Source organism: Patulibacter defluvii (assembly GCF_034096925.1).
Lineage (GTDB): Bacteria > Actinomycetota > Thermoleophilia > Solirubrobacterales > Solirubrobacteraceae > Patulibacter > Patulibacter defluvii.
Genome location: NZ_JAWZSQ010000008.1, coordinates 106,994 through 132,820 on the forward strand (window position 1 = coordinate 106,994; position 25,827 = coordinate 132,820).

General features: G+C 75.8%; 22 protein-coding genes and 1 riboswitch. Of the genes, 17 read left to right on the top strand and 5 right to left on the bottom strand.

Annotation, left to right across the window (positions count from 1 at the left end; genetic code table 11):
* Window positions 1–111: 111 nt before the first annotated feature.
* The 3 genes from SH587_RS10665 to SH587_RS10675 are packed head-to-tail and all read left to right on the top strand — an operon-like array spanning window position 112 to window position 5,731.
* Window positions 112–2,448 (top strand): winged helix-turn-helix domain-containing protein, encoded by a 2,337-nt coding sequence (locus SH587_RS10665; protein ID WP_320670590.1) that lies wholly within the window; start codon window positions 112–114, stop codon window positions 2,446–2,448.
* Window positions 2,445–2,870 carry a response regulator gene (locus SH587_RS10670; protein WP_320670591.1) on the top strand — a complete coding sequence of 142 codons (426 nt, stop codon included), beginning with the start codon at window positions 2,445–2,447 and terminating at the stop codon, window positions 2,868–2,870. The genes SH587_RS10665 and SH587_RS10670 overlap by 4 nt, the downstream gene beginning before the upstream one ends.
* Entirely contained in the window at window positions 2,867–5,731 is a 2,865-nt protein-coding gene (locus SH587_RS10675; protein ID WP_320670592.1) for a hybrid sensor histidine kinase/response regulator, read from the top strand. Before SH587_RS10670 ends, SH587_RS10675 begins: the two co-directional genes overlap by 4 nt.
* 1 nt (window position 5,732) lies before the next feature.
* Here the strand turns inward: SH587_RS10675 and SH587_RS10680 are convergent, their stop codons facing one another.
* Window positions 5,733–6,104: a cupin domain-containing protein gene (locus SH587_RS10680; RefSeq protein ID WP_320670593.1), complete on the bottom strand. Its 372-nt coding sequence runs from the start codon at window positions 6,102–6,104 to the stop codon at window positions 5,733–5,735.
* A gap of 75 nt (window positions 6,105–6,179) precedes the next feature.
* Here SH587_RS10680 and SH587_RS10685 point away from each other — a divergent pair, with 75 nt between their 5' ends.
* The 11 genes from SH587_RS10685 (at window position 6,180) to SH587_RS10735 (ending at window position 16,817) form a co-directional block, all read left to right on the top strand.
* Window positions 6,180–7,064, top strand: coding sequence for a lysyl oxidase family protein (locus SH587_RS10685; protein WP_320670594.1), 885 nt, complete (start codon window positions 6,180–6,182; stop codon window positions 7,062–7,064).
* A gap of 41 nt (window positions 7,065–7,105) precedes the next feature.
* Window positions 7,106–8,065 (top strand): NAD-dependent epimerase/dehydratase family protein, encoded by a 960-nt coding sequence (locus SH587_RS10690; protein ID WP_320670595.1) that lies wholly within the window; start codon window positions 7,106–7,108, stop codon window positions 8,063–8,065.
* Window positions 8,066–8,137: 72 nt separating this feature from the next.
* Entirely contained in the window at window positions 8,138–8,368 is a 231-nt protein-coding gene (locus SH587_RS10695; protein ID WP_320670596.1) for a DUF2188 domain-containing protein, read from the top strand.
* Between the two features lie 313 nt (window positions 8,369–8,681).
* Window positions 8,682–9,857 (top strand): urea ABC transporter substrate-binding protein, encoded by a 1,176-nt coding sequence (gene urtA, locus SH587_RS10700; RefSeq protein ID WP_320670597.1) that lies wholly within the window; start codon window positions 8,682–8,684, stop codon window positions 9,855–9,857.
* A 70-nt stretch (window positions 9,858–9,927) separates the two neighbouring features.
* Entirely contained in the window at window positions 9,928–10,818 is an 891-nt protein-coding gene (urtB, locus tag SH587_RS10705) for an urea ABC transporter permease subunit UrtB (protein ID WP_320670598.1), read from the top strand.
* Complete coding sequence (gene urtC / locus SH587_RS10710; RefSeq protein WP_320670599.1) at window positions 10,815–11,954, top strand: urea ABC transporter permease subunit UrtC; 1,140 nt, start codon at window positions 10,815–10,817, stop codon at window positions 11,952–11,954. The genes urtB and urtC overlap by 4 nt, the downstream gene beginning before the upstream one ends.
* Window positions 11,951–12,796, top strand: a complete 846-nt coding sequence (urtD, locus tag SH587_RS10715) for an urea ABC transporter ATP-binding protein UrtD (protein WP_320670600.1) — start codon at window positions 11,951–11,953, stop codon at window positions 12,794–12,796. Before urtC ends, urtD begins: the two co-directional genes overlap by 4 nt.
* Window positions 12,793–13,491 carry an ATP-binding cassette domain-containing protein gene (locus SH587_RS10720; RefSeq protein WP_320670601.1) on the top strand — a complete coding sequence of 233 codons (699 nt, stop codon included), beginning with the start codon at window positions 12,793–12,795 and terminating at the stop codon, window positions 13,489–13,491. Before urtD ends, SH587_RS10720 begins: the two co-directional genes overlap by 4 nt.
* Before the next feature lie 133 nt (window positions 13,492–13,624).
* Complete coding sequence (locus tag SH587_RS10725) at window positions 13,625–14,305, top strand: TetR/AcrR family transcriptional regulator (RefSeq protein WP_320670602.1); 681 nt, start codon at window positions 13,625–13,627, stop codon at window positions 14,303–14,305.
* On the top strand, window positions 14,302–15,300 hold the full coding sequence (locus SH587_RS10730) for an AurF N-oxygenase family protein (protein WP_320670603.1): 999 nt from the start codon (window positions 14,302–14,304) through the stop codon (window positions 15,298–15,300). The genes SH587_RS10725 and SH587_RS10730 overlap by 4 nt, the downstream gene beginning before the upstream one ends.
* On the top strand, window positions 15,300–16,817 hold the full coding sequence (locus SH587_RS10735; RefSeq protein ID WP_320670604.1) for a 4Fe-4S binding protein: 1,518 nt from the start codon (window positions 15,300–15,302) through the stop codon (window positions 16,815–16,817). The genes SH587_RS10730 and SH587_RS10735 overlap by 1 nt, the downstream gene beginning before the upstream one ends.
* A gap of 22 nt (window positions 16,818–16,839) precedes the next feature.
* Here the strand turns inward: SH587_RS10735 and SH587_RS10740 are convergent, their stop codons facing one another.
* Complete coding sequence (locus SH587_RS10740; protein WP_320670605.1) at window positions 16,840–17,421, bottom strand: TetR/AcrR family transcriptional regulator; 582 nt, start codon at window positions 17,419–17,421, stop codon at window positions 16,840–16,842.
* Between the two features lie 99 nt (window positions 17,422–17,520).
* On the opposite strand from SH587_RS10740, the gene SH587_RS10745 reads away from it, so the two are divergent.
* The gene (locus SH587_RS10745) at window positions 17,521–18,615 is read left to right on the top strand and encodes an oxygenase MpaB family protein (protein ID WP_320670606.1); all 1,095 of its coding nucleotides are present in this window, start codon (window positions 17,521–17,523) and stop codon (window positions 18,613–18,615) included.
* 3 nt (window positions 18,616–18,618) lie between these two features.
* On the opposite strand, the gene SH587_RS10750 is transcribed toward SH587_RS10745, so the two are convergent.
* The 3 genes from SH587_RS10750 to map all read right to left on the bottom strand — a co-directional run bounded on the left by SH587_RS10750 (window position 18,619) and on the right by map (window position 22,242).
* Entirely contained in the window at window positions 18,619–20,688 is a 2,070-nt protein-coding gene (locus SH587_RS10750; RefSeq protein ID WP_320670607.1) for a hypothetical protein, read from the bottom strand.
* A 105-nt stretch (window positions 20,689–20,793) separates the two neighbouring features.
* Window positions 20,794–21,198: a hypothetical protein gene (locus SH587_RS10755; RefSeq protein WP_320670608.1), complete on the bottom strand. Its 405-nt coding sequence runs from the start codon at window positions 21,196–21,198 to the stop codon at window positions 20,794–20,796.
* A 162-nt stretch (window positions 21,199–21,360) separates the two neighbouring features.
* The gene (gene map, locus SH587_RS10760) at window positions 21,361–22,242 is read right to left on the bottom strand and encodes a type I methionyl aminopeptidase (protein WP_320670609.1); all 882 of its coding nucleotides are present in this window, start codon (window positions 22,240–22,242) and stop codon (window positions 21,361–21,363) included.
* Window positions 22,243–23,099: 857 nt separating this feature from the next.
* Window positions 23,100–23,215: riboswitch (SAM riboswitch) on the top strand.
* 39 nt (window positions 23,216–23,254) lie between these two features.
* Here map and SH587_RS10765 point away from each other — a divergent pair.
* Both SH587_RS10765 and SH587_RS10770 read left to right on the top strand, forming a co-directional pair.
* Window positions 23,255–24,718, top strand: coding sequence for an aminotransferase class V-fold PLP-dependent enzyme (locus tag SH587_RS10765; RefSeq protein WP_320670610.1), 1,464 nt, complete (start codon window positions 23,255–23,257; stop codon window positions 24,716–24,718).
* 15 nt (window positions 24,719–24,733) lie between these two features.
* On the top strand, window positions 24,734–25,810 hold the full coding sequence (locus SH587_RS10770; RefSeq protein WP_320670611.1) for a GDSL-type esterase/lipase family protein: 1,077 nt from the start codon (window positions 24,734–24,736) through the stop codon (window positions 25,808–25,810).
* Window positions 25,811–25,827: the final 17 nt, after the last annotated feature.

The following is a 25,827-nucleotide window of genomic DNA, read 5'->3' on the forward strand; positions in this document are numbered from 1 at the left end:
TCGTAGTCGAGCCCGCGAGGGTCGCGGACGCCACCGCGTACAGACGCGGGCCCGCGAGCTTGGACGGTCGCGGGCCCGCACGCCGCGCCGTCCGTAGTGGGATGGGGAGCCGTGGCATCCCCGCCCACCAGCGGTGCGCCGTCGCGGGTCCGCGGCGCGGCCTTCCCGCGGACGAAGTTCCATCACCCGCCGGGGCGTCCCGAGCACGTCCGGCGGGCGCGGCTGCTCGAGCGGATCGCCCGCGGCGGGGCGCGCACGCTGCTGGTCAGCGCGCCGCCCGGGTTCGGCAAGAGCACGCTGCTGGGCCAGTGGGCCGCCGGCCGCCCACGGGTGGCGTGGGTGTCGCTGGACGCCGACGACCGCGGCGGGCGGCTCTGGTCGGCGGTGCTGGCCGCGCTCCAGCCGCTGCTCGGCGAGGCGCTCGATCCGGCGCTCGAGGCGTCGGCGGCCCCGGTCGCCGACCTCCGCGACGACGTGCTGGTGGCGCTGCTCGACGTGCTCGACGCGACCGAGGAGCCGCTGACGCTGGTGCTCGACGACCTGCACCTGGTGCTCGACGACGAGCGGACCCGGGCCAGCCTCGACTGGGTCCTGGGGCGGCTGCCCGCGCACCACGCCGTCGCGATGGGCACGCGCCGGGGCCCCGAGCTGGCGGCCCTCGGGCGCCAGCGGATCCGGGGCGAGCTGCTCGACGTCGGCAGCGACGAGCTGCGCTTCGACCCCGAGGAGTGCGGGCGGTTCCTGCGCGACGGCCTCGCGCTGCGGCTCGACGACGCGGCGATCGCCGCCCTCGACGAGCGGGTCGAGGGCTGGCCGGCGGCGCTCTACCTGGCCGCGCTGCGCCTGCGCCTGGGGGAGCCGCTGGCGCAGCTGCTGGCGCGGCTCGACGGTCGCGACGAGGAGCTGCTGGGCGGCCTGGCCGACGAGGTGCTGGCCGCGTGGCCGACCGCCCACCGCCGGTTCATCCGCGAGACGGCGCTGCTGGACCGCTTCACGGCCGACCTCTCCGTGCACGTGCTCGGGGGCGACGAGGACGAGGCGCGGGCCGCGTTCCGCGAGCTGACCCGGACCTCGCTGCTGCTGACGCCGCTCGACGGCGCGCGGACCTGGTTCCGCTGCCATCACCTGCTGCGGGACGTGCTGCGGCAGCGGCTCGAGGAGGAGGACGCCGCGCGCGCCCGCGAGCTGCACGTCCGGGCCGGCGCCTGGCTGGAGAGCGAGGGCGGCGAGAGCGAGCTCTACGAGGCGCTGGAGCACTACCTGGCCGCCCGCGCGTGGGACGCGGCGGCCGAGCTGCTCGCCCGCCACGGCCTGCGGATGGTCGGGTTCGGGGCCCTCGGCGACCGGGCGCGCGGATGGCTGGGGCGGTTCCCGGCCGCGGTCGTGCGCGCCGACGCCCGGCTCGCCTACGTCAGCGCGCTGGCCGCCGCGGTCGACGGGGACCGCCACGGCCGCGACGCCTGGATCGCCACGGGCGCGGCGACCGGCTGGGCGGGTCCGATGCCCGACGGCACCGCGTCGTACGCCCTGGCGACCGGCGCGCTGGCGGCGATGGCCTGCTTCGACGACCTCGGGACGGCCGTGGACGCGGCCCGCCGCGCGCTCGAGCAGCTGCCGCCCGCCGCCCCGGCGCGGGCGGCGATCGAGGCGCTCGGGGCCTGGCACGCGCTGCTGCGGGGCGAGCGCGAACGGGCGGCGCGCTGGGCCGAGCGGGCGCTGGCGGCCGAGCACCCGCCGGCGGTCGGGCTGCCGCTGGCCGGGGCCGTGGGGCGCGCGGTCCTGGCCCTGCTGGCGCTCGACCAGGGGGACGTCGACGGGGCCGAGGGGCTGGTGGTGGCGGCCGAGGACGCCCGCCAGGCCGGACCGCTGCCGGGCGCGCCGCACGGCCTGCCGGTGGTCTGCGCGCGGGCGCGGCTGGAGCGGAGCGGCGGCCGTCCGCGGGCGGCGATCGGGGCCTGCCGGGCGGCGCTGGAGCGCACGGCGGGCTGGCGGGACTCCTCGCTGATGGTGCCGGCGCTGCTGCTGGAGCTGGCCCGCGCGCAGGCCGCGGACGGCGACCGCGACGGCGCGCTGCGCAGCGTCCGCGCCGGCGAGGAGCGGCTCCGCGACGCGATCGACGCGGGCACGCTGCCCGCCGACCTGGCCGCGGTCCGGGAGGGGCAGCGGGCGGCCCGCCGCGAGCACGGGCCGCCCGATCCGGCCGCGCTCTCCGGGCGCGAGCTCGACGTGCTGCGGGCGCTCTCGGGCACCGGGAGCCTGCGCGACGTCGCCGACGGGCTGCTCGTCTCGCGCAACACGGTCAAGACCCACACCCGGTCGCTGTACGCCAAGCTCGGCGTCGCGTCGCGCCAGGACGCGGTCCGGCGCGGACGCGAGCTGGGGCTGCTCGGGGGCGTCCGGGCGTCGGCGTCGGTGGCGACGCTGCCGGTCGAGGAGCGCACGCGATGAGCCTGCGCGCCAACCGTCCCGCGGCGCCGCCGGCCGCGCCCGGTCCGCGGCTGGCGGCGGCGACGGTGCTGGTGGTGGAGGACCACGACTTCCAGCGCCGGACGATGCTCCAGATCCTGGCCAACCTCGGGGCCAGCGCGCTGCTGGAGGCCGCCGACGGGGCCGGGGCGCTGGCCGTGGTCGCCGGCGGGGCGGTGCCCGACGTGGTGCTCTGCGACCTGGACATGCCCGGCATCGACGGCGTCGCGTTCCTGCGCGAGCTGGCGGCGCGCGGGGTCGACGCCGAGGTGGTGATCGTCAGCGGCCTGGAGGGCTCGCGGCTGGCGGCGGCCGAGCAGGCCGCGCGCGCCGCCGGGGTCCGGCTGCGGGGGACGATCACCAAGCCGCTGACCGCCCGCCGGCTGCTGGCCGTGCTCCAGTGACCGGCGCCCGCCGCCGCGGCGACCGGCGCGTCCGGCAGCCACCGTCGATCCGCCAGGCGCTCGGGGCGCTGCTGGCGGCGGTGGTGCTGCTGGCCGTCGCGCTGCTGTTCGTGACGGCGCTGCAGCAGCGCACGGCCGACGAGCGCAGCACGGCGGAGCAGGCGCGGGTCACCTCGTTCCGGCTGGCCGACCAGATGCGGCAGACGTCGAACGACCTGACGCGGATGGTCCGGCTCTACGTGGCCACCGGCGAGCACCGCTACCGCGACTACTACGACCGGATCCTGGCGATCCGCGGCGGGCGGGCCCCGCGGCCGCTCGACTACGACAGCTCGTTCTGGGACCGGGTGCTCGCCCGCGGGCTGGTCGGCGTCCGGACCGGCCCGCCCGCCTCGCTGCCCGACCTGATGCGCCGCGCCCACTTCGCGCCGGCCGAGTTCCGGGCGCTGGCCGCGTCGCTGCGCCACTCCGACGACCTGGCGGTGACCGAGGTGGCGGTGATGCGGCGGGTCGCGCCACGGATCGCGGCCGGGATCGACGCGAACTACCAGCGCGACACGGCCCGCCAGTACGCGCGCCTGGTCGACCTCGACTACCACCGCAAGAAGGACCGGATCATGGCGGCGATCGAGCGCTTCACCGGCTTGGTCGACCGCCGCACCGCCCGCCGCGCCGACCAGCTGCAGGCGCGCACCGACCGCCTGCTGGCCGCCCAGACGACGATCCTGGTGCTGTTCGTGCTCGCGGTCGGCGCCGCGCTCGCGCTGGCCGCCCGCACGGTCGTGCGGCCGCTCCAACGGCTCGCCGCGGCGACCCGCGCGATCACGCGCGGCGACTGGAGCCAGCGGGCCAGCCCGGACGGCGTGCGCGAGCTGCGGCAGCTGGCCTGCGACTTCAACGAGATGGCCGACGCCGTCCAGCGCGACCTCGCGGCCCGGGTCCGGGCCGAGCGCGAGGCGACCGACGCCCAGCGGCGGCTGCGGACGATCGCCGACCGCGTGCCCGGCGCGGTCTTCCAGTTCCACGTCGACGTCGACGGCGGCCTCTCGGTGCGCTTCGCCAGCCGCGACGCGAGCATCCACGGCGCGGACGCGAACGAGGGCGTCGAGTTCCCGGCGGTGGCCCAGGCGGTGCTGCCGGCGGACCGCGGGGCCTGGCTCGACTCCATGGTCGCCGCCGTCCGCGCCAGCGGGTCGTGGCGGCACGAGTACCGGATCCTCGCCGAGGACGGGACGGTCAAGTGGATGCGGGCCCAGGCGGTGGCGCGCGCCGCCCCCGACGGCTCGGGCGACCTCTACGGCTACGTCGGCGACGTCAGCGACCAGAAGAGCCTGGAGGCCGACCTGCTGCGCGCGCGGGAGGAGGCGGAGTCGGCCGATCGGGCGAAGTCGGCCTTCCTGGCGATGGTCAGCCACGAGCTGCGGACGCCGCTGGTGGCGGTGACCGGCACGCTCGAGGTGCTGGCCCTCGACGACCTCGACGCGCGCCAGCGCGAGCTGGTCGAGGTCGCGCTGCGCTCGGCCTCGGCGCTGCTGGCGGTGATCGGCGACGTGCTCGACTTCTCCAAGATCGAGTCCGGTCACCTGGACCTGGTCCCGCGGCCGACGGCGATCGGGCGGCTGGTGACCGAGCTGGCGGCGCAGTACCGCCACAACGCGGCGGCGAAGGGCGTGCGGCTGACCAGCGGCGTCGGCGGGCCGCTGGAGCCGGTGCACGTGGTCGACGCCGATCGCCTGCGCCAGGTGCTCGGCAACCTGATCGGCAACGCGATCAAGTACACGCCCGGCGGCGCGGTCGAGCTGCGGGCCGAGGCCGCGGCGGCCGAGGACGGGCGGCAGGCGCTGCTGTTCGAGGTCCGCGACACGGGCATCGGCGTCTCACCCGAGGACCAGCGGCGGCTGTTCGCGCCGTTCGCGCAGGCCCGCGCCCGCAACGACGGGACCGGGCTGGGGCTGGTGATCGCCCGCCAGCTGACCGAGGCGATGGGCGGCACGCTGGCGATGGAGAGCGCCGTCGGCGCCGGCACCACGATGCGGGTGCGGCTGGCGCTGCCGGTGTCGGACGAGGCCGAGCGGCAGCGGCTGGCGGACGGCGCGGTGACCCTGCGCCGGCGGCGGCCGTCGCGCGCCGCCGCCGTGGCCGAGGGCAGCCTGGTGCTGCTGGTCGAGGACCACCCGGTCAACCGGGCCGTGCTCCGCCGGCAGCTGGAGGCGATCGGGGTCGCGACCGACGTCGCGGGGGACGCGTCGGCGGCGCTGGAGCGGCTGCGCCGGACGGCCTACGGACTGGTCTTCAGCGACGTCCAGCTGCCGGACCTCGACGGCTACGAGCTGGTCCGCCGCTGGCGGGCCGAGGAACGGGCGATCGCCGGCCGCCCGCGGGTGCCGGTGGTGGCCCTGACCGCGAGCGCGATCGACGGCGAGGAGCAGCGCTGCCGGGCGGCGGGGATGGACGACCTGGTGACGAAGCCGGCGCCGATGGCGGTGCTCGCGGGCACGCTCCGCCGCTGGCTGCCGCACGTGGCCTGGGACGAGCCGGCCTTCGATCGCGGGGTCCTCGACGAGGTGACCGGCGGCGACCGGGAGTTCGAGCGGTCGCTGATCGCGACCTTCCGGACCGCGCTGCGCGACGACCTGGCCCGCCTCGAGGACGCGCTGGAGCGGGACGAGCGGGAGGTCCTGCGGGTGGTCGCCCACCAGCTGCTCGGCGCCAGCCGGATGGTCGGGTCGCACGCGGTCGGCGAGGCCGCGCAGGCCCTGCAGCGGGCGGCGGCCGCGCCCGACGCCACGCCCGCGCGGCTGCGCGAGCTGGTCGCGGCGCTGCGGCGCGCGACCGACGGGGTGGCCGCGCCGGCGACCTGAGTCAGAGCCAGGTGGTCGCCATCCGCGGAGCGACGTGGATGCAGACCATCCGCAGGTGGCCGGCGCCGATCGAGGTGAAGCGGTGGGGCGTCTCCGGCGCGACCACCACGACGTCGCCCGGGACCGCGTCGATCCGCAGGCCGTCGAGCTCGAAGCGGGCCCGCCCGCCCTCGACGACGAAGGTCTCCGAGTAGGGGTGGAGGTGCAGCGCCGGTCCCTCGCCGGGCGGCGTGTCGACCACGAAGCAGGAGACGGCCGAGCCGAGCTCCTCGCCCTCGAAGCGCCCGGCGCGCTGGCCCGGCTCGGGCAGCCACGAGCCGAGCGCGCCGGCCGGTTCCGCGGTGGTGGTGGTGTCGGGGTCCTGCAGCAGCATCTCGTCCTCCCGGGTCGTGTGGGGAGAAGGACCGGACGAGGGGCCGGAACTCATCGGTCGGTAGGGTGGGCCGCCGTGGTCGGGGTCAGGGGGAAGCGGATCGTCGGCGTGGCGCTGGTCGCCACCGTGGTGCCGGCCGTGGCCGGGGTGGCGATCGTCGCCGGCGAGTCGTCGCCGCGGGCGCCGGTGGCGGCGAGCGCGCCGGCCAACCCCTGCCTGGGGCCGGAGGCCGCGACGCTGCGCTGCCCCGACCTGATGATGAGCCGGCCGTTCGGGATCCGGGTCGACCGCAAGGCGCGGCCGGGGCGGACGCTGCTGCGGGCCGGCAACTCGATCGACAGCGTCGGCGCCGGTCCGGCCGAGCTGCGCGGTCGCCGCACCAGCGGCGGCTGGATGCAGGCCCGCCAGTACATCGACCGGGTCGGCGGCGGGCACCTGAAGCTCGACAGCGGCGGCCGGCTGCAGTTCAAGAAGGCCCACCTCGACCGCCGCTGGTGGAAGTTCCACGACGCGGCCCGCTTCGAGCTGTGGACGCTCGACGCCGCCGGCGAGCGCCAGCAGCGGGTCCGGGTGGGGCCGAAGGTCGCCTACTGCCTGCGCGACCTGGAGCGGACCGAGGGGCGGCTGCCGCGCTCGCCGCGGCGGGCCGTCTACCCCGCCTGCAGCACCGACCGCGACCGCCGGCGGGCGACGCTGGGCACCTCGCCGGGCTGGTCGGACGTCTACCCGCCGGCCTATCCCGAGCAGTGGATCGACGTCAGCGGCCTGCGCGGCTGCTTCGCCTACGTCCACATCGCCGATCCCGGCAACGCGATCCTCGAGTCGAACGAAGACAACAACCAGGCGCAGGTGATCCTGCGCCTGCCCTTCCGCCGCAGCGACCCGCGCGGCGACTGCCCGGGACGCGACTTCGGCCGCCGCTACCGGGCCGCCGATCGCGCCAGCAGCCGCGCCTACTGACCCCCGCCACGCGCCAAAGCGCAACTGATAGGTTGCGCGTCATGCGGATCCTGATCCTCGGCGGCACCGTCTTCCTGGGCCGCCACGTGACGGAGGCGGCGCTGGCCCGCGGGCACGAGCCGACGCTCTTCACCCGCGGCCTGCACGGCGCCGACCTCTTCCCCGAGGCCGAGCACGTCCGCGGCGACCGGGCCGACCTGGCGCCGCTCGCCGGCCGCTCGTGGGACGCCGTGATCGATACCTCCTGCTACGTCAGCGACCACGCGCGGGCGGCGGCGCGGCTCGACGTCGGGCACTACGTGTTCGTCTCGACGGCCAACGCCTACCCGCGCTGGCCCGACGAGCCGGTCGACGAGGACAGCCCGACCTGGCCCGGCGACGAGCCCGGCTACGGCCCGCAGAAGGCGGCCAGCGAGCGGGTGCTGCGGGCGGCGCTGCCCGGGCGCGTGGCGCTCGTCCGCGCCGGCCTGCTGGTCGGGCCCCACGACAACGTCTTTCGGCTGCCGTGGTGGGTCCGGCGGGTGGCGGCCGGCGGGCGCTTCCCGGCTCCCGGCGATCCCGCGCGGCCGCTGCAGCTGATCGACGCGCGCGACCTCGCCGGCTGGCTGCTCGACCTGGCCGAGCGGCGGACCGCCGGCGCCTTCAACGGCACCGGGCCGAGCGGCGCGACGACCTTCGGCGGCCTGCTCGACCAGATCGTCGCGGCCACCGGTGCCGACGCCGAGCCGCACTGGATCCCGGAGCCGGCGCTGCGGGCCGCCGGCGTCGCGCCGTGGACGGAGCTGCCGCTGTGGATGCCGGAGTCGGCCGCCGGCACCTGGCGGATCGGCACCGCCCGCGCGCAGGCGGCGGGGCTCCGCTGCCGGCCGCTGGCCGAGACCGTGGCGGACGTCCACCGCTGGCTGCGCGACGGCGGCGAGGCCGAGCTGGGGGACTGGCGGGCGGAGCAGCGGCCGGCGCCGATGACGGCCGCCCGCGAGGCGCAGCTGCTGGCCCTGTAGCGGGCCCTCCGGCGGAACCGTCCGGCGGGCATGAGAGCGTCCGCGCCAGCGAACGACGTTCGGGGACCTTCGGTGGCTGACTTCGGAGTGCGGTTCGACGACTACGGATACTGGGAGGTGCAGCGGCAGGGCGCCGCCCACCCCAGTTCGCGCCACGTCCGCAAGAGCGACGCGGTCCGGGCCGCCGGGCGCTACGCGTTCGGCTCCGGCGGCGGCCAGGTCCTGCTGCTGGAGCAGGACGGCAGCCTGACCGTGCTGCCGGTGCGCGAGCCGCCGCCGGTCAGCTGGCGCGCGGCCGGCTAACCGCTCCGCTCACCCCGGGTCGGGCCGGGGTGAGGCCGCGACCGACCCCGGGTGAGGCCGCCGCGCGGCGGGGTGAGCCGCGGCCGCCATCGCTCACCCCCGTGGTCCGCTAGCACCGCGACGGGTGAGGTGAGCCACCGCGCGGCGGCGCCGGCGCGCGTCCGGCCTGCGCCATCCGGCCACCTTCGCGCCGCCGCCGCGACCGCATGCTCCCTCGCGGTACGGAACCCCAGCGAAGGGACAGGTCGTGGAGCCACGACTCAGGCAGGCAACCCGAACATGGATCCTCGTCGCGCTGCTCTGCGCGGCCACGATGGCGCTGGCCGCGTGCGGCGGCGACGACGGCGGCAGCGAGGCGAGCGCCGACGGGGGCGGCGGCACGATCAAGGTCGGCATCCTCCACTCGCTGAGCGGCACGATGGCGATCTCCGAGGTCTCGGTGAAGGACGCCGAGCTGCTGGCGATCGACGAGCTCAACGCCGCCGGCGGCGTGCTCGGCAAGAAGCTCGAGCCGGTCGTCGAGGACGGCGCCTCGGACTGGCCGACCTTCGCCGAGAAGGCCCAGAAGCTGATCAGCCAGGACGAGGTGGCCGCGACCTTCGGCGGCTGGACCTCGGCCTCGCGGAAGGCGATGCTGCCGGTCTTCGAGCGCAACAAGGCGCTGCTCTACTACCCGGTCCAGTACGAGGGCCTCGAGGCGTCGCCCTACATCTTCTACACCGGCGCCACCACCAACCAGCAGATCATCCCGGCGCTGGAGTACCTGAAGACGGAGAAGAAGGCCAAGTCGCTCTACCTGGTCGGCTCGGACTACGTCTTCCCGCGGACCGCCAACAAGGAGATCAAGGCCTGGGCGGCGGCCAACGGCGTGAAGATCCTCGGCGAGGAGTACGCGCCGCTCGGCTCGACCGAGTTCTCGACGATCGTCAACAAGGTCAAGGCGGCCCAGCCGGACGCGGTCTTCAACACCCTCAACGGCGACTCGAACGTCGCCTTCTTCAAGCAGCTCGAGGGCGCGGGCCTGCCGTCCTCGAAGCTGCCGGTGGTCTCGGTCTCGATCGCCGAGGACGAGGTCCGCGGGATCGGCGCCGCCAAGGTCGAGGGCCAGATCGTGGCGTGGAACTACTACCAGACCACCCCGGGGGCGGCCAACGAGAAGTTCGTCGCCGCGTACAAGCGCAAGTACGGCGCCAAGCGGGTCACCGACGACCCGATCGAGGCGGCCTACGTCGGGGTCAAGCTGTGGGCGGCCGCGGTCGAGAAGGCCGGGTCGACCGACGTCGAGAAGGTCAAGGCGGCGTCGAAGGGCCTGACGCTGGAGGCGCCCGAGGGCAAGGTCACGATCGACGGCGAGAACCAGCACATCCACAAGACCGCCCGGATCGGGGTGATCCAGCCCGACGGGCTGATCAAGACGGTCTGGGAGTCGGACGGGCCGATCAAGCCCGACCCGTTCCTGAAGACCTACCCCTGGGCCAAGGGGCTCTAGGTCCGCACAGTCCCGTCCGGGGAGCGCCCGCGCGCGCTCCCCGGGCCGGCGTCCCTCGCGAGGTCCACCCGTGGAACAGCTCCTCTCCCAGATCTTCGTCGGGCTGAGCATCGGCTCGATCCTGCTGCTCGTCGCGCTCGGCCTGACCTTCACCTTCGGTCAGATGGGGGTCATCAACATGGCCCACGGCGAGTTCATCATGGCCGGCGCCTACACGACCTACGTCGTCCAGCAGGCGCTCGGCGACGGCGCGGTCTCGACCGCCTTCCTGCTCTCGCTGCCGGTCGCGCTGGTCGTCGCCGGGCTGCTAGGCCTGGCGCTCGAGATGCTGCTGATCCGGCGGCTCTACGACCGGCCGCTCGACACCCTGCTGGTCACCTGGGGCGTGGCCCTGATCCTCCAGCAGCTGGCGCGCGACCTGTTCGGCGCCCAGAACGTCGAGGTCAAGAGCCCCGGCTGGCTCGACGGCGGCACCGAGGTGCTCGGCGTCGGCCTGGCCTACAACCGGATCTTCATCATGGTCCTGGCGCTGGTGGCGACCGCCGGCGCGTGGTTCGTGGTCAGCCGGATGAAGCAGGGCCGGCGGATGCGGGCCGTGATGCAGAACCGCCAGCTGGCCGCCGCCTCGGGGATCGGCACCGTCGGTGTCGACCGGCGCACGTTCTTCCTCGGCTCCGGCCTGGCCGGCGTCGCCGGGGTCGCGATCACCCAGCTCGGCTCGGTCGGGCCGACGCTCGGCCAGAGCTACATCGTCGACGCCTTCCTGGTCGTGATCGCCGGCGGGCTCGGCAAGCTGCGGGGCGCGGTGATCGCGGCGATCGTGCTCGGCCTGGCCAACGCGCTGATCGAGTACTGGACCCAGGCGAGCCTGGCCAAGGTGATCGTCTTCGTCCTGATCGTGGCCTTCCTCCAGGTCCGACCGCAGGGGCTCGTCGCCCAGCAGACCCGGGGGCTGGCGTGAGCGCCGCGGGGCAGCCGACGCGCGCGGCGCGGATCGGCCGGCTGCTGGTCGGGGAGCGCTCCGAGGCCGCGGCGCGGGTCGGGTTCGTGCTCGTCGCGCTGCTGCTGATCGTCGTCGCGCCGGCGTCGCTGTCGGCGTTCCGCCTCGACCTGCTGGCCAAGTACCTGGTCTTCGCGATCGTCGCGGTCGGCATCGCCCTGGCCTGGGGCCGCGGCGGGATGCTGGTGCTCGGGCAGGGGCTGTTCTTCGGCCTCGGCGGCTACGCGATGGCGATGCACCTGCAGCTGGCCGAGACGCCCGCCGGGCAGCAGCCGATGTTCATGAGCCTGACCGGGGCGACCCAGCTGCCGGGCCTGTGGGAGCCGTTCCGCTCGCCGGTCTTCGCGCTGGCGATGGTCGTCCTGCTGCCGATGGCGGTGGCGGCGCTGCTCGGGCTGCTGGTCTTCCGCAGCCGGGTCCGGGGGCCGTACTTCGCGATCCTGACCCAGGCGCTGGCGGCGGCGTTCGTGATCCTCCTCGTCGGCCAGCAGAACGTCACCGGCGGCACCAACGGCCTGACGGTGATGACCTTCTTCGGTCTCGACCTGGCCGATCCGGGCGACAAGCGGACGCTCTACCTGCTGATCGTCGTGATCCTGGGGGCGGTCTTCCTGCTCGGCCGGCAGCTGGTCCGCAGCCGCTACGGCCGGCTGCTGGTGGCGGTCCGCGACGGCGAGGACCGGGTCCGCTTCCTGGGCTACTCGCCGACGACCGTCAAGGTCGTGGCGTTCACGGTCGCGGCCGGGTTCGCCGGGATCGCCGGGGCGCTGTTCGTCCCGGTGGTCGGGATCATCTCGCCGACCTCGCTCGGCGTCGTGCCCTCGATCGAGATGCTGATCTGGGTCGCGGTCGGCGGCCGGCTGTCGCTGGTCGGGGCGATCGCCGGGGCCGTCCTCGTCAACTGGGCGAAGACCGAGTTCTCCGAGGCCGTGCCGACGGGCTGGCTGTACCTCCAGGGGGCGCTGTTCGTGCTGGTGGTGGCGTTCGCTCCCCGCGGCCTGGCCGGCGCGCTCGACTGGCTGCGCGAGCGGCGCGGCCGGCCGCGGGCGACGCCCGCGCCCGAGCCGGTGGCGGCGACCGAGGGGGCGGCGCGATGACCGTCGAGCCGGTGGCGGCGAGCAGCCGCCGCGATCCGACGATGCCGTGGCCGATCCTGCAGGTGCGGGGCCTCGGCGTCAGCTTCGGCGGGTTCGCGGCCCTGACCGACGTCGACTTCGACGCTCGCAAGGGCGAGGTCCACTTCCTGATCGGCCCCAACGGGGCGGGCAAGACGACCCTGGTCGACGTCATCACCGGGCTGACGCGGCCGACGGCCGGCAGCGTCCGCTTCGACGACGTCGAGCTGGTCGGGCACCGCGAGCACCGGATCGTGCACCTCGGCGTCGGCCGCTCCTTCCAGGCCGCGACCGTCTTCGAGGCGCTCTCGGTCGAGGAGAACCTGGACATCGCCGCCAGCTTCCGGACGCGGTTGCGGGGGCTGCTGCGCCAGCGGCGCGGGATCCGCCCCGAGGTCGCCGAGGCGCTGGAGGTCACCGGCCTGGCCCCGTACGCCGACCGGCCGGCGGGCACGCTCGCCCACGGGCAGAAGCAGTGGCTGGAGATCGGGATGCTGCTGACCCAGCGGCCGCGGCTGCTGCTGCTCGACGAGCCGGTCGCCGGGATGAGCCCGGACGAGCGGACCACCACCGGCGAGCTGGTCCGCTACGTCGCCCGCGACTGCACCGTGGTGGTGGTCGAGCACGACATGGACTTCGTGCGGCGGTTCGCCGACCGGGTCACGGTGCTCCACGAGGGCCAGGTCCTGCGGGCCGACGCGACCGTCGCCGAGGTCCAGGCCGATCCGGTCGTCCAGGAGGTCTACATCGGCCGCGCGCGGGACGACCGCAACACGACCGTCCGCGACGCGCGGGCGGCCACGAGCGAGGAGCGGGAGCGATGAGGCTGGAGGCCACCGGCCTGGACGTCGCCCACGGGCGGACCCAGGTGCTGTTCGACGTGTCGCTGGCGTTCGAGGAGGGTTCGAGCACCTGCGTGCTCGGCCGCAACGGCGCCGGCAAGACCTCGCTGATGAACGCGATCATGGGCGTGCTGCCGCTGCGGTCCGGCTCGGTGACCCTCGACGGGCGCGAGCTGGCCGGCGTGCCGCCCTGGGAGCGGGTCCGCGCCGGGCTCGGCTACGCGCCCCAGGAGCGCTCCGGCTTCGGCGGGATGTCGGTGCTGGAGAACCTGCAGGTCGTGCTCGAGGCCCGCCGCGGCGCGCGGCGGACCGACCTCGACGAGGTGCTCGACCTGTTCCCGCGCCTGCGGCCGCTGCTCGGGCGTCCCGTCGCCTTCCTCTCCGGCGGCCAGCGGCAGCAGCTCGCGATCGCCCGCGCGCTGCTGACGAAGCCGCGGCTGCTGCTGCTCGACGAGCCGACCGAGGGCATCCAGCCGTCGATCGTGGCCGAGATCGAGGAGGCGATCCTGGCCCTCCGCGACCGCGACGGGATCGGGCTGCTGCTGGCCGAGCAGTACGTCGAGATGGCGCTGCGGATGGCCGACGACTACGTCGTCCTGGAAGCGGGCAACGCCGTCGCCGCGGGGCGCACGGCCGAGATGGACGCGGCGGCGGCGGGGCGGCTGCTGGCGATCTGAGCGGGCCCGATCGGCCGTCGTTCGCTACGGTTCCGTAGGCGTTCGCGCTACGGATCCGTAGCTTGTTGTTGACACATCGCGTTGTCAGCCTCATCATCTTGGCACCGATGGTTGTCAGGAACCGAGATCCGCGGTGAGCGGCGCGTCCGAGCTGGTCCGCCCTTGGCGCGGCAAGAGCCCCGAGCAGCGCGTCGCCGAGCGGCGCGCGCAGCTGCTCGACGCCGGGCTCGAGGTCTTCACCGCCAAGGGCTTCCACGCCGCCCGGGTCCGCGACGTCTGCCGCCAGGCCGGCCTCACCGAGCGCTACTTCTACGAGTCGTTCGCCGGCAAGGAGGCGCTGCTGGCGGCGCTCGCCGAGCAGATCGTCGGCGACCTGCTGGAGGCCGCCGCGCCCGGGATCGCGCTGGTCGAGGAGGACCTCGACGGCGCCCTCGACATGGCCTCGCGGGCGGTCGTGGCGTCGCTGACCGACGACCCGCGGCGGGCCCGGATCCTGTTCGTCGAGGTGGTCGGCGTCAGCCGCGAGATCGAGGACCGGCGGCGGGCGATCATCGGCGGCCTGGCGCAGGTCGTGCGCGACGCGGCCGCGCGCGCCTTCGGCCCCTGGGTGACTGCCTCGGCGGAGACCGAGCTGATCAGCCGGGCCGCGATCGGCGCGGTCCAGGAGCTGCTGGTCGCCTACGTGCGCGGCGAGCTGCCGCTCGACCAGGAAGCGCTGATCGTGAACTTCGGAAGGGTGTTCCGGCAGGCGGAGCCGATCCTCGGCGCCATGGCCGGACAGCAGGACATCGAACGAGCAGGGAGCACCACATGACCGCCACCACCGCCCCCCCGACCCGCGGCCTGGACCCGGACTACGAGGCGATGCTGCACACCCTCTCCGAGGGCTCGGTGCACGTCCACTTCGACCCCTACGAGGACATCGCCTGGGACGCGCCCGAGATGGCGATCGACCCCCGGGACCCGCGCTGGATCCTGCAGCCGGCCGTCGACCCGCTCGGCGCGACCGCCTGGTACCAGGCGCAGTCGCGCGAGCGCCAGATCGAGATCGGCCGCTGGCGGGTGATGAACGCCGTCAAGGTCGGCGGCTCGTTCGAGAGCATCCTGATCCGCGGCCTGATGCACTACGCGATGGGCCTGCCGAACGGCTCGCCCGAGTTCCGCTACTGCCTCCACGAGATGACGGAGGAGTGCAACCACATCCAGATGTTCCAGGAGCTGGTCAACCGCTCCGGGGCGGACGTGCCGGGGATGCGGCCGGCCTTCAAGGCCGCCTCGCCCGCGATCGGGTTCCTCGGCGGCTACCTGCCGGTGATCCTGATGATCGGGATCCTGGCCGGCGAGGAGCCGATCGACCACTACCAGAAGTCGATCCTCCGCGAGGGCATCGAGATGCCGCCGGCGGTGCTGCGGACGATGGAGATCCACATCGCCGAGGAGGCCCGCCACATCTCCTTCGCGGGCGAGTTCCTGCGGCTGCGGATCCCGCGCCTCAGCCGGGTCGAGCGGATGATCCTCTCGGTCGCCTTCCCGGTCATCATGCGCTGGCTGGCGGGCGAGATCATGACCCCGCCGCGGGCCTTCCAGCGCCGCTTCGGCATCCCGCGCGAGGTCTTCCGCGAGGCGTTCTGGGACGCCCCCCGCTCGCGCGAGATCATGGCCTCGTACTTCGGCGACATGCGCGCGCTGGCCACCGACGTCGGGCTGATGAACCCGGTCAGCCGGCGGGTCTGGCGGCGGCTGGGGATCGACGGCGAGGCGACCCGCTACCGCGGCGAGCCCGATCGCACCGCGACGGTGACCCGCTGATGCCGCACGTCGTCACGCAGTCCTGCGTCGGCGACGGGTCGTGCGTCTACGCCTGCCCGGTCAACTGCATCCAGCCGTCGCCGGACGACCCGGCCTTCGAGCTGGCCGAGATGCTGCACGTCGACCCGGCCACCTGCGTCGACTGCGGGGCCTGCGTCACGGCCTGCCCGGTCGACGCGATCAAGCCCCACTGGCAGCTCGACGAGCACGAGCGCGAGTTCGAGCTGATCAACGCCGCCTACCACCGGCCGGCGAAGCCGCGGCGGCTGCTGGCGCCGGTGCGGCCGGCGCTGCGGGTCCGCGACCGCGGCCTGCCGCTGCGGGTGGCGATCGTCGGCTCCGGCCCGGCGGCGATGTACGCGGCCGAGGAGCTGCTGACGATCCCCGGCGCCCAGGTCTCGGTCCTGGAGCGGCTGCCGGTCCCCGACGGCCTGGTCCGGACCGGGGTCGCGCCCGACCATCGGCGCACCCGCCGGGTCCGCCGCCAGCTCGACCAGATCCGCAGCCACCCCGGGCTGACGATGCACCTGGGGGTCGAGGTCGGCCGCGACGTCACCCACGACGAGCTGCTGAGGACCCACCACGCGGTGATCTACGCGGTCGGCGCCGCCGCCGACCGCCGGCTCGAGGTCCCCGGGGCCGACGCGCCCGGGGTGCTCTCGGCCACCGAGCTGGTCGCCTGGTACAACGGCCACCCCGACCACGCCGATCGGGTGGTCGACCTCTCGCAGCGGCGGGCGGTGGTGATCGGCAACGGCAACGTCGCGCTCGACGTCGCCCGGATCCTGACGATCGACCCCGCGGCGCTGGAGGACAGCGAGATCTCGCGGGTCGCGCTGGAGGCGCTGCGCGAGAGCCGGATCGAGGAGGTCGTCGTGGTCGGCCGCCGTGGTCCCGAGCACTCGGCCTTCACGCTGCCGGAGCTGATCGGCCTGCGGGCAACGCCGGGGGTGACGGTCGGGGTCGATCCGGCCGCGCTGGCGGGGGTCGCCGGCGACGACCCGAAGCTGGAGCTGCTGCGGGGCCTCGGCGCCCCGGCCGCCGAGGGCCGCCGGATCACCCTCCGCTACGGCCTGACGCCGGCGGTGATCGAGGGCGACGAGCGGGTGTCGGCGGTCGCCTTCGCGCGGACCGGCGGCGACGACGCGGTCGAGCGGATCGAGGCCGGCCTGGTGGTCGGCTCGATCGGCTACCGCGGGATGCCGGTCGCCGGCCTGCCCTTCGACGCCGCGACCGGGACGGTCCCCAACCGCGACGGCCGGGTGATCGCGCCCGCCGGCGCCGAGCCGCGGCCGGCGACCTACGTCGTCGGCTGGATCAAGCGCGGCCCGACCGGCTTCATCGGCACCAACAAGGGCTGCTCGCAGGACACGGTCGCCGCGCTGGTCGACGACTACAACGCCGGCCGGCTGCCCGCCCCGCCGGCGGCCCCGCCCGCGGCCGCGCCCGAGCCGGCCACGACCGGCCGCCGGGCCGCGCTGCGCGAGCTGCGGCGCTCGCTGGCCGGCAGCCGCTGACGCTCGCGGCGCCCTGCGGTCGTCACGGCCGCAGGGCGGCGAGCACCGCCTCGACGGTCGCCGCCAGCCGCTCGACGTCGAACCGCTGGGGGTCGTCGACGATCAGGCGCCCGAAGTGCTCGAGGATCGCCATCAGCGCGTGGGAGACGATCTCGGCGTCCAGCTGGGGGCCGCCGCGGAGGGCCAGGCCGGCCTCCAGCAGCATCGCGACCCGCTGGCGGACCAGCTCGCGGTCGCGCTCGATCCGCTCGCGGACCGGGCCAGGCGTGCCCTCCGGGGCGAGCAGGATCGGGCGCCAGGTCAGCGGGTCGCCGCCGACGATCTCGACCATCCGGCGGACGGTCGTGGCCACGAACGCGTCCGGGTCCTGCAGGTCGAGGTCGAGCGGCAGGACCTCGGTCAGCTGGGCCAGCGCCCGCTGCTCCTGCCTCTCCAGCAGAGCGTAGAGCAGCGGCTCGAGCCCGTCGAAGGCCCCGTAGACGACCGGGCGGGTGACGTCGGCCTCGCGCGCGATCGCGTCGATCGAGAGCCGGCCGTAGCCGTCGCGGGCGATCACCTCGATCGCGGCGTCGAGCAGCTGTTCGCGCCGCTGCTCGATCGGCATCCGGGGGGTGTAGGGGCGACGGGTCCCGGCCATGGGGCTCCGACGAGCGTCCCAGAATCCGCTTGCCGATGAAAGCTACGCGGCTGTAGTATTTGTCCCATGCCGCTCCCGTTCCGTCGCCGCGAGCCGATCGTCCCCCACGAGGACCACGGCTTCTTCGGGCCCGACTCCGTCACCTGGCGGGTCTGGAGCTACCCGACCTCGCTGACGGTCGGGTTCCAGCGGGCGGTGGTGATCGAGGAGCTCGATCCGGCCCTGATCGCCGCCGTCGACCAGACCGACGCCGTCCGCTACCGGCCGCGGACCCGCTACGACCGCACGCTCCGCTACTTCGCGCTGGTCGCCTTCGGCTCGACCCGCGCCACCAGCAAGGCCGCCGACGTGTTGGTCAAGGTCCACTCGAAGGCGGTCGGGATCGAGCCGCTGAGCGGCAACGGCTACGACGCCAACGATCCCCACTCGCAGCTGTGGATCCACCTGACCGCCTGGCACTCGATCCTCTACGCCTACGAGCGCTACGGCCCCGGCAAGCTCTCGGCCGAGGACGAGGCCCGCTACTGGCAGGAGTGCGCGGTCGCCGCCGAGCTGCAGACCTGCGACCCGGCCGACGTCCCGCGCACGCGCGAGGGCATCCGCGCGTACTTCGCCGAGATGCGGCCGCGGCTGGCGGGGTCGGAGGCGGCCCAGTCGATGATGGACCACCTGCTGAACGCCGAGGTGATGCTGCCGCCGCTGCCGCGGGTGCTGGCGCCCGCGCGCTGGGTGGTCAACCGCGTGCTGCGCGCCGCCACGATCGCCACGATGCCGCGCTGGATGCGCAAGCTCGGCGGGCTCCGTCAGCCGCGGGCGGTCGACGTGCTGGTGCGGCCGCTGATGCGCGTCAGCTTCGCTGTCGCCCACCTCAGCCGGCGGCTGGAGCTGGTGCTGCTGGGCTACCTCTCGCCGGCGACCGTGCCGGTGGTCGCCCCGATCCTGCTCGGGATCCCGCCGCAGCGGCCCGAGACCCTGACCCCCGCCGAGGCCCGCGAGCGCTACGGCTACGACCGCCCGGCCGAGGCGCACCTGGCCTGGCGGGCGAAGCAGCGGGAGCGAGTGCTGGAGCAGGGCCAGGCGCCGAGCGACGCCGGCCTGGTCGAGTCCGAGGCGATCCTCGGCTCGATGGCCGCCGCCGGCGCGCCGCCCGCCGGCGACTGAGGCTCAGCGCGGACGGACGGCGACCGCGGCGGTCGTCGCCCGCCCGGCCCGGACCCGCAGCAGCAGCGCGTCGCGCGCGGCCGGGGCGGCGAGCGCCAGCGCGAAGCGGCCGTCGCGCCGCAGCCGCCCGCGCGCGACCGCCGTCCAGCTGCCGCAGCCGTCGCGGCGCTCCAGCCGCACGGGCACCCGCCGGGCGTCGCCGCGGACGTGGCCGCGGACCGCGATCCGGGCCCCGTCGGCGTCGGCGTCGTCGATCCACGCCCGCCGCCGCAGGCCGAGCCAGGCCGACGCGCGGCCGGTCCCGTCGACCAGCCGGTAGGCGGCCCGTCGCGCCCGCGGCGCCGGCAGGTCGAGGGCGACCCGGCCGTCGGCGGCCGGGGCCGTGGTGGCGACGGTCCGCGCCCGTCCGCCGGGCCGGTCGCGGCGGACGACCCGCAGCGGGCCGGACGCGGTCGCCGCGCCCCGCAGCCGCACCCGGGGACCGGTCCGCCGCACGTCGCTGAGGGCCAGGCCGGAGGCGACGCAGCGGGTCAGCGCCGCCGTCGCGTCGATCCCGTTGGCGGCGTCCGGCTCGAGCGTGCCGCTGCGGGCGTAGGCCGGCGTCGTCACCCGCCCGTCGCCGATCCGCGCCACGCCGCTGACCGATCCCTGCCAGTAGACGCCGCCGCGCGGGGCGGCGTTGCCGGCCAGCTGCAGCGTGTCGTTCAGCAGCGTCGCGCCGAGGAAGGACGGCCCGCCGACCAGCCGCCCGCTGGCGGCGTCGATCGCGGCGAAGGCGAAGCGGTCGAGCGGCGTGGTCGCGGCCCCGTCGCCGCCGAGCGGGCCGCTGCGGACCGTGGTGTAGACGAGGCCGTCGGCGAGCGAGAGCTTCGGCACCGCCGCCGACCGGACCGCGTTGGTCCAGACCTCGTGGCAGCCGCGGCCGTCGGGGTCGACGTCGACCCGGGTCATCCCGCCGGCGAAGACCCCGTCGTGGTCGTCGGGGCCGATCGGGCCGGCGTCGTCGGGGTAGGCGGGGTAGGGGTAGCCGAGCGTGCTGGCCACGATCACGCCGCGGCCGGAGCCGATCGGCGAGTTCTCCGACCCGCTGGCGCCGGCGGGCAGGACCGGGATCCGGCAGATCGGCCGCGGGGCGCGGTCGCGGCGGCCGGCGAGCGCGTCGTAGACCAGCAGCCGCGAGCGGGGCGCGGCGTTGTCGACGATCGCCAGGTACTCGCTGCCGTGGACGGGCCCGAAGTAGGTCGGCGTCGAGCCGGTGCCGTGGCTCAGCTGGCCGGGCTTGCGGTAGGGACCGCGGTCGTAGGGCGCCCGCCACAGGATCCGCGGCCGGCCGTCGGCGGCGACGTCCAGCTCGTAGAGGGCGTGGGTGGTGGCGATCGCGGTCGCGTGGGGACCGCTGGAGATGCTGTTGGCGACCGTCTCGTCGCGGCCCAGGCGCAGCAGCGCGGCGCGACCGCTGGCCGGATCGACGGTGCCGGCGACCCCGGAGGCGGTGGCGATCCAGACCCGTCCCCGCCAGTCCGGCGTCAGGCCGACGACCCCGCCGCAGAGGCTGCCGGCGCAGGCCGCGCGGAGGGCGGGGGCCAGGTCGACGTCGGCGACGATCCGCAGCGTCCAGCCGCCGGCGGGGCCGGGGTCGCGACCGTGGGCGATCCGCAGCAGCCGTCCCTGGCCGGTCACCAGCACCAGCCGGTCGCGCTGGTCCAGGTAGGTGTAGACGCCGCCGAAGAGGTTGCCGACCGGCAGCGCCAGCGCGGCCAGCGAGGCGCCGCTCTGGGGGTCGAGCAGGTGGACGATCGGGGCGCGGTCGCTCTGGCGGGTGCAGAGCGCGACCGGGCGCTCGTCGCGGCCGATCACGATCGCCGGGCAGGCGGCGCCGAGCCCGACGCTGCGGACGCTCAGGCCGGGACCGGCTCCGGGCCCCGCGAACGGCGTGACGTCGGACGAGCCGCTGTCGCCGTGCATGGTGGCGGCGCCGGTCGGGGCGGTGAAGGGGTTCGGCGGCTGGAGCGGGCCGAAGGGCGCCGCGGTCGCGCCGGTCGGCCCGGCCGCGAGGCCCGCGGCGGCGAGCATGAGGGTCGCCGCCGCGCGGGCCGTTCGCCGAAATCCCATAATCCTGGTCAGGATATAGGCGAACCGGGTGGCGCGGCGGGCGGCCGCGCCGGGGGAGCGGGAGGGCTAGGCGCAGCGGTGGGTGGCGAAGCCGTCGGTGCCGGTGTGGACGTAGGCGTCGCTGACCCAGCCGCCGCCGATGATCTTGTTCCAGATGTTCGAGCGGCCGTAGGTGCCGGAGACCCACGAGCGGGTCCGCTTCTGGCAGATGATCCGCACGTAGCTGCCGTTGCGGACCTGGCGGATCTGCTTGGCGCCGGCCCGCGGCGTGGCCCGGACGCCGAGCGTCCAGCCCTTGGCGACCTTGACCTTGCCGGGGATCGTGTTCGGCGGCGGGCAGGGCGTGCCGTTGTCGTCGATGCAGCGGGCCTGTGAGACGGCGGGCACGGTCAGGGCGGTGGCCGGCAGGGCGGCGAGCGCGGCGGTGGCGGCCAGCGCGACGCGGCCGCGACGGGAGCGGAGGGCGAGCATGGGGGGCTCCTCGGACGGGGGACGGGACGGCGGGCCGGTGCCCGCCGGCCGGGCGGGGGGACCCGGCGACAGGGAGGACCCTATGGCGCGTCCGGGGCGGCGGCGAGCGCTTCTCATCCGCTTCTCACGACCGCTGAGAGGGCCGTGAGAGAGGTGCCGGCGCTACTCGTCGACGTGACGGGTGAGGACCTCGACGCCGGTCTCGGTGACGAGCACGGTGTGCTCCTCCTGGGCCGAGCGCTGGCCGTCGACGGTGACCGCCGTCCAGCCGTCCTCGTCCCAGATCCGGGCGTCGGGCGAGCCGAGGTTCAGCATCGGCTCGATCGTGAAGGTCATGCCGGGGAAGAACCGCTCGGTCGCCCGGCGGTCGTAGTTGTGCTGGACGTGGAGCCCGTCGTGGAAGTCGGGCCCGATCCCGTGGCCGCCGAACTGGGTGACGATCCCGTAGCGGTTGCGGACGACCTTCTCGATCGCCTTGCCGATGTCGCGCACCTGGCCGCCGGGCTTGACGGCGGCGATCCCGGCCTCGAGCGCCCGCTTGGTGGCGTCCATCAGGTCGCGCGAGCGCTGGTCGATCTCGCCGACGGCGAAGGTCTGGTTGAGGTCGCCGTGGACCCCGTCGACGTAGGCGGTGACGTCGATGCAGACGATGTCGCCCTCGTAGAGCTGGGTGTCGAGGTCGGGGATCCCGTGGCAGATGACCTCGTTGATCGAGGCGCAGATCGACTTCGGGTAGTGGTGGTAGTTGAGCGTCGAGGGATACGCACCGCGGCTGATCATCGCCTCGTGGGCGATCTCGTCGAGCGCGTCGGTGGTGACCCCGGGAGCGATCGCGGCGGCGACCGCGGCCAGCGCGTCGCTGGCGATCTCGCTCGCGTGCCGCATCCCCTCCAGCTCGGCGGCGGTCCGCGGGCGGGGGCGCTTCGGCGCCGGCGGCTCCCCGAGCAGCGCGTACGGCGGCTTCGCGATCCCCTTCGGGACCTTGCGCCGCGGCGAGATGCGCCCGGGACGGAGCGGAGGACGGGTGGAGGTCGGAGCGGACACCACGTTCCAGGGTAGCGCCGGGGGTCGGCTGGTCGGTGCTGCGGTGCGGCTGGGCGGTGCGGGGTGAGCGGCCGGCCGGTGTGGGCGGGTCGGGATCGTCTGCGGGTGGCGCGGCCGGTGGAGCGCGTGGTCGGCCGGTGGCGGTCACCGCCGGTGGTCGCGGTTCGGGGACGTGGTGGCGCCGACGGGCGCCTTCGTGACTCGCGGCCCGGCAGTGAGGGGGGAGGGACGGGAACGCGCGGCCGGGTCCGCGGGGGTCGGGTGGCGGGGCGCGTTGCGGGGGGGCGAACGTCGCACGCCCGGCCCACCCCTCGTCGCCGTGTGACGTTTCGGTGCCTGGGCGGGGGCGAACGTCGCATCGTCGGTGGAGCGGCCGGGGCGTGTGACGTTCGCGCCCCTCGACGGGGGGCCGACCGCGTAGTGGCGTCAATCCACCCCTGCCCCCGCGAACTGGCGTCATTCCATACCGCTCAGCGGGACGGATCCCAACCACTTCGCCTGGGTAGGGGCGGATTGACGCCAGTTCCGCCCGCCGCCCGCCGCCCGCCGCCTGCCGATGGCCACGGCCCGCCCGCCGCCGCGGCTCGCCGAGCGACTCCGCCACGCAGCGCTGAGGCCCCGACCCCCGCTCCCCTCACTGCCTGGTCGCGAGCGCCGACGCGGGTCGTCGACGGCGCGGCCGCCGCGAAACGCCGACCAGCAGCGGTGACGTTCACCGGCCGACCGCGCGCTCGACCGGCCGCGCCACCCCGCGGATCTCCCCGAGCAGCCTCACCGACCGGCCGCGAACCGGCCTTAAAGGCCCAAATCCATCCGGGTATTTGGCATTTCGCGCGGCGACTGCTACCGTCCGCCGCGGTCAAGAGTGCCAGCGCCAAGCCCCGGCTCGCTGGCCGGCAACCCTCCGACCGCGGTGGGGTGCCCCGGGTGATGACCAGGCGCGCAGGACGGTCCTGCGCAGCAAGCGCGGACCCTGTCGTACGGGTCCGGGAACCACCCAGCAGGAGACCCGATGAGCAGCACCCTGGCCCCGAGCACCGCCCGCCCGCGCGCCGCGACGCCGACCGGCACGCCCGCGCCCGCGCCGACCGCCGCCGCGCCCGCCACCGCCCCGCCGACCGCCGCGCCCGCCACCGCCCCGCCGACCGCCGAGCAGCCGCTGCTGCCGGTCGTCGGCGCCGACCTGGCCGTGCCGCTGCTCGGCGGCGGCCGCGTTCGCTACGTCGGCCTCGACTACGCCGCGACCGCCCCCGCGCTTCGCACCGTCGCCGACCGGATCGAGCGGCTGCTGCCCTTCACCGGCAGCGTCCACCGCGGCGCCGGCCTGCCCTCACAGGCCTCGAGCGCCGCCTACGAGGCCGCCCGCCGGACCGTCCACGAGGCCGTCGGCGGCCGGCCCGAGGACGTCGTCGTCTTCACCCGCAACACGACCGACGCCACCAACCTGCTGGCCCGCAGCGTCCCGCCCGCCGCCGGCGACGTGATCACGCTCGACATCGAGCACCACGCCACCCTCCTGCCCTGGCGCTCCACCGGCCACCGCTGCGTGCCGCACGCCCCGACGATCGAGCAGACGCTGGAGCGGCTGGCCCTCGCCCTGCGCACCCGCCGCGCGGCGCTGCTGGCCGTGACCGCGGCCTCGAACGTGACCGGCGAGCTGCTGCCGCTCGACCGGATCGTGGCCCTCGCCCACGAGCACGGCACCCGGGTCCTGATCGACGGCGCCCAGCTGCTCGCCCACCGCACGATCGACCTCTCGACGCTCCACGCCGACTACCTGGCCTTCTCCGGCCACAAGCTCTACGCCCCCTACGGCGCCGGCGTGCTCGTCGGCCGCCGCGACTGGCTCGACGCCGCCCCGCCCTACCTGGCCGGCGGCGGCGCCGTCCGCGACGTCACCCTCGACGGCACCGTCTGGGCCGAGGCTCCCGCCCGCCACGAGGCCGGCACCCCCAACCTGCTCGGCGCGGTCGCGATCGCCGAGGCGCTGCGGACCCTTGCCGCCAGCGACGGGATCGCCGCCCACGAGGAGACCCTCCGGCGGCGGCTGGTCGACGGGCTCGCCGGCCTCGACGGCGTCCGCCCGCTGCGGATCTGGCGCGACGCCCCCGACGCGATCGGCGTCGTCGCCTTCACCGTCGACGGCTTCGCTCCCGGCCACGTCGGCGCCTTCCTCTCCGCCGAGCACGGGATCGGGATCCGCGACGGCCGCTTCTGCGCCCACCCGCTGCTCGCCCGCCTCGGCCTGCCCGAGGGCGCCCTGCGGGCCAGCTTCGGCGTCGGCTCGCGCGCGGCTGACGTCGACCGGCTGGTCGAGGCCGTCCGCTGCCTGACCACCGTCGGCCCCCGCCACCGCTACGCGGCCGGCCCCGCCGGCTGGGCGCCGGTCGACGACGACCGCGACCTCGACGGCTGGCTGGCCGGGACCGCCGACGCCGTCGCCGAGCTGCCGCCCTCGCCCTGCGCCACCGGCTGAGGCGGGCCGCCGGCGATGGCGACGGTCGTCCTCCGCGGCCACGACCCGCGCCTGCGCTTCCGCGGCGCCGTCTCGCTCCAGCGCGGGCCCGACGACGCCTGGGTCGCGCCGTGGCGGGTCCCGCACGACGAGGCGTCGCTGCACCTGCCGGCCGGCGGGCTCGGGCGGGCGGCGATGCCGGCCGGGGTCCGGATCGCGCTGCGGACCGACGCCCGCGGCCTCCGCTGCCGCTACCGGGCCGACCCCGCCCCGCGCCTCAACGGTCCCCAGGAGCCGCCGAACCTGGACCTGCTGGTCGACGGCGGCGAACGGCGGACCGTCCGCCTGGACACGACCGGCGACGAGGCCGAGCTGCGGCTGCCGCTGCCCGGCCGGCCGGCGCTGGTCGAGCTGTGGCTGCCCAGCTACCACCAGTTCCGGCTGGCCGCGATCGAGCTGGAGGACGCCGGCTGGGTCGACCGCGACGACCGCGAGCCGCCGCCGTGGGTCCACTACGGCAGCTCGATCTCGCAGGGACGGGGCGCCGCCTCTCCCAGCCGCGCCTGGACCGCGCGGGTCGCCCGCGGCGCCGGTCTCGACCTGACGTCGCTGGCGCTCGGGGCCGCCTGCCACATGCAGCCGATGACCGCGCGGCTGATGCGCGACCAGCCGGCCGCGCTGCTGAGCGCCTGCGTCGGGATCAACAGCCAGGCGCTCGGGGCGCTCAACGGCGAGACCTTCCTGGCCGCCGCGATCGGCTTCGTCCGGACCGTCCGCGAGGCCCACCCGACGACGCCGTTCGTGCTGATGTCGACCACCTGGGCGCCCGAGCGCGAGGATGTCCCCGGCGACTCCGGCCTGACGATCCGCGACTGCCGGGCCCTGACCGCCCGCGCCGTCGAGCTGCTGCGCGCGCACGGCGACCGGCACCTGCACCACCTCGACGGGCTGGCGATCCTCGGTCCCGACGACGGCGACCTGTTCCTGGAGCCGCCCGAGATCGAGCGGCTGCACCCGAGCCCGGCCGGCCACGTCGTCGTCGCCGAGCGGTTCCTGGCCGCGCTGCGCGGGTTCGGGGCGCTGCCCGCGCCCGCCGTGGCGGCTCCAGCCTGATACCGCGGGTATCCGCA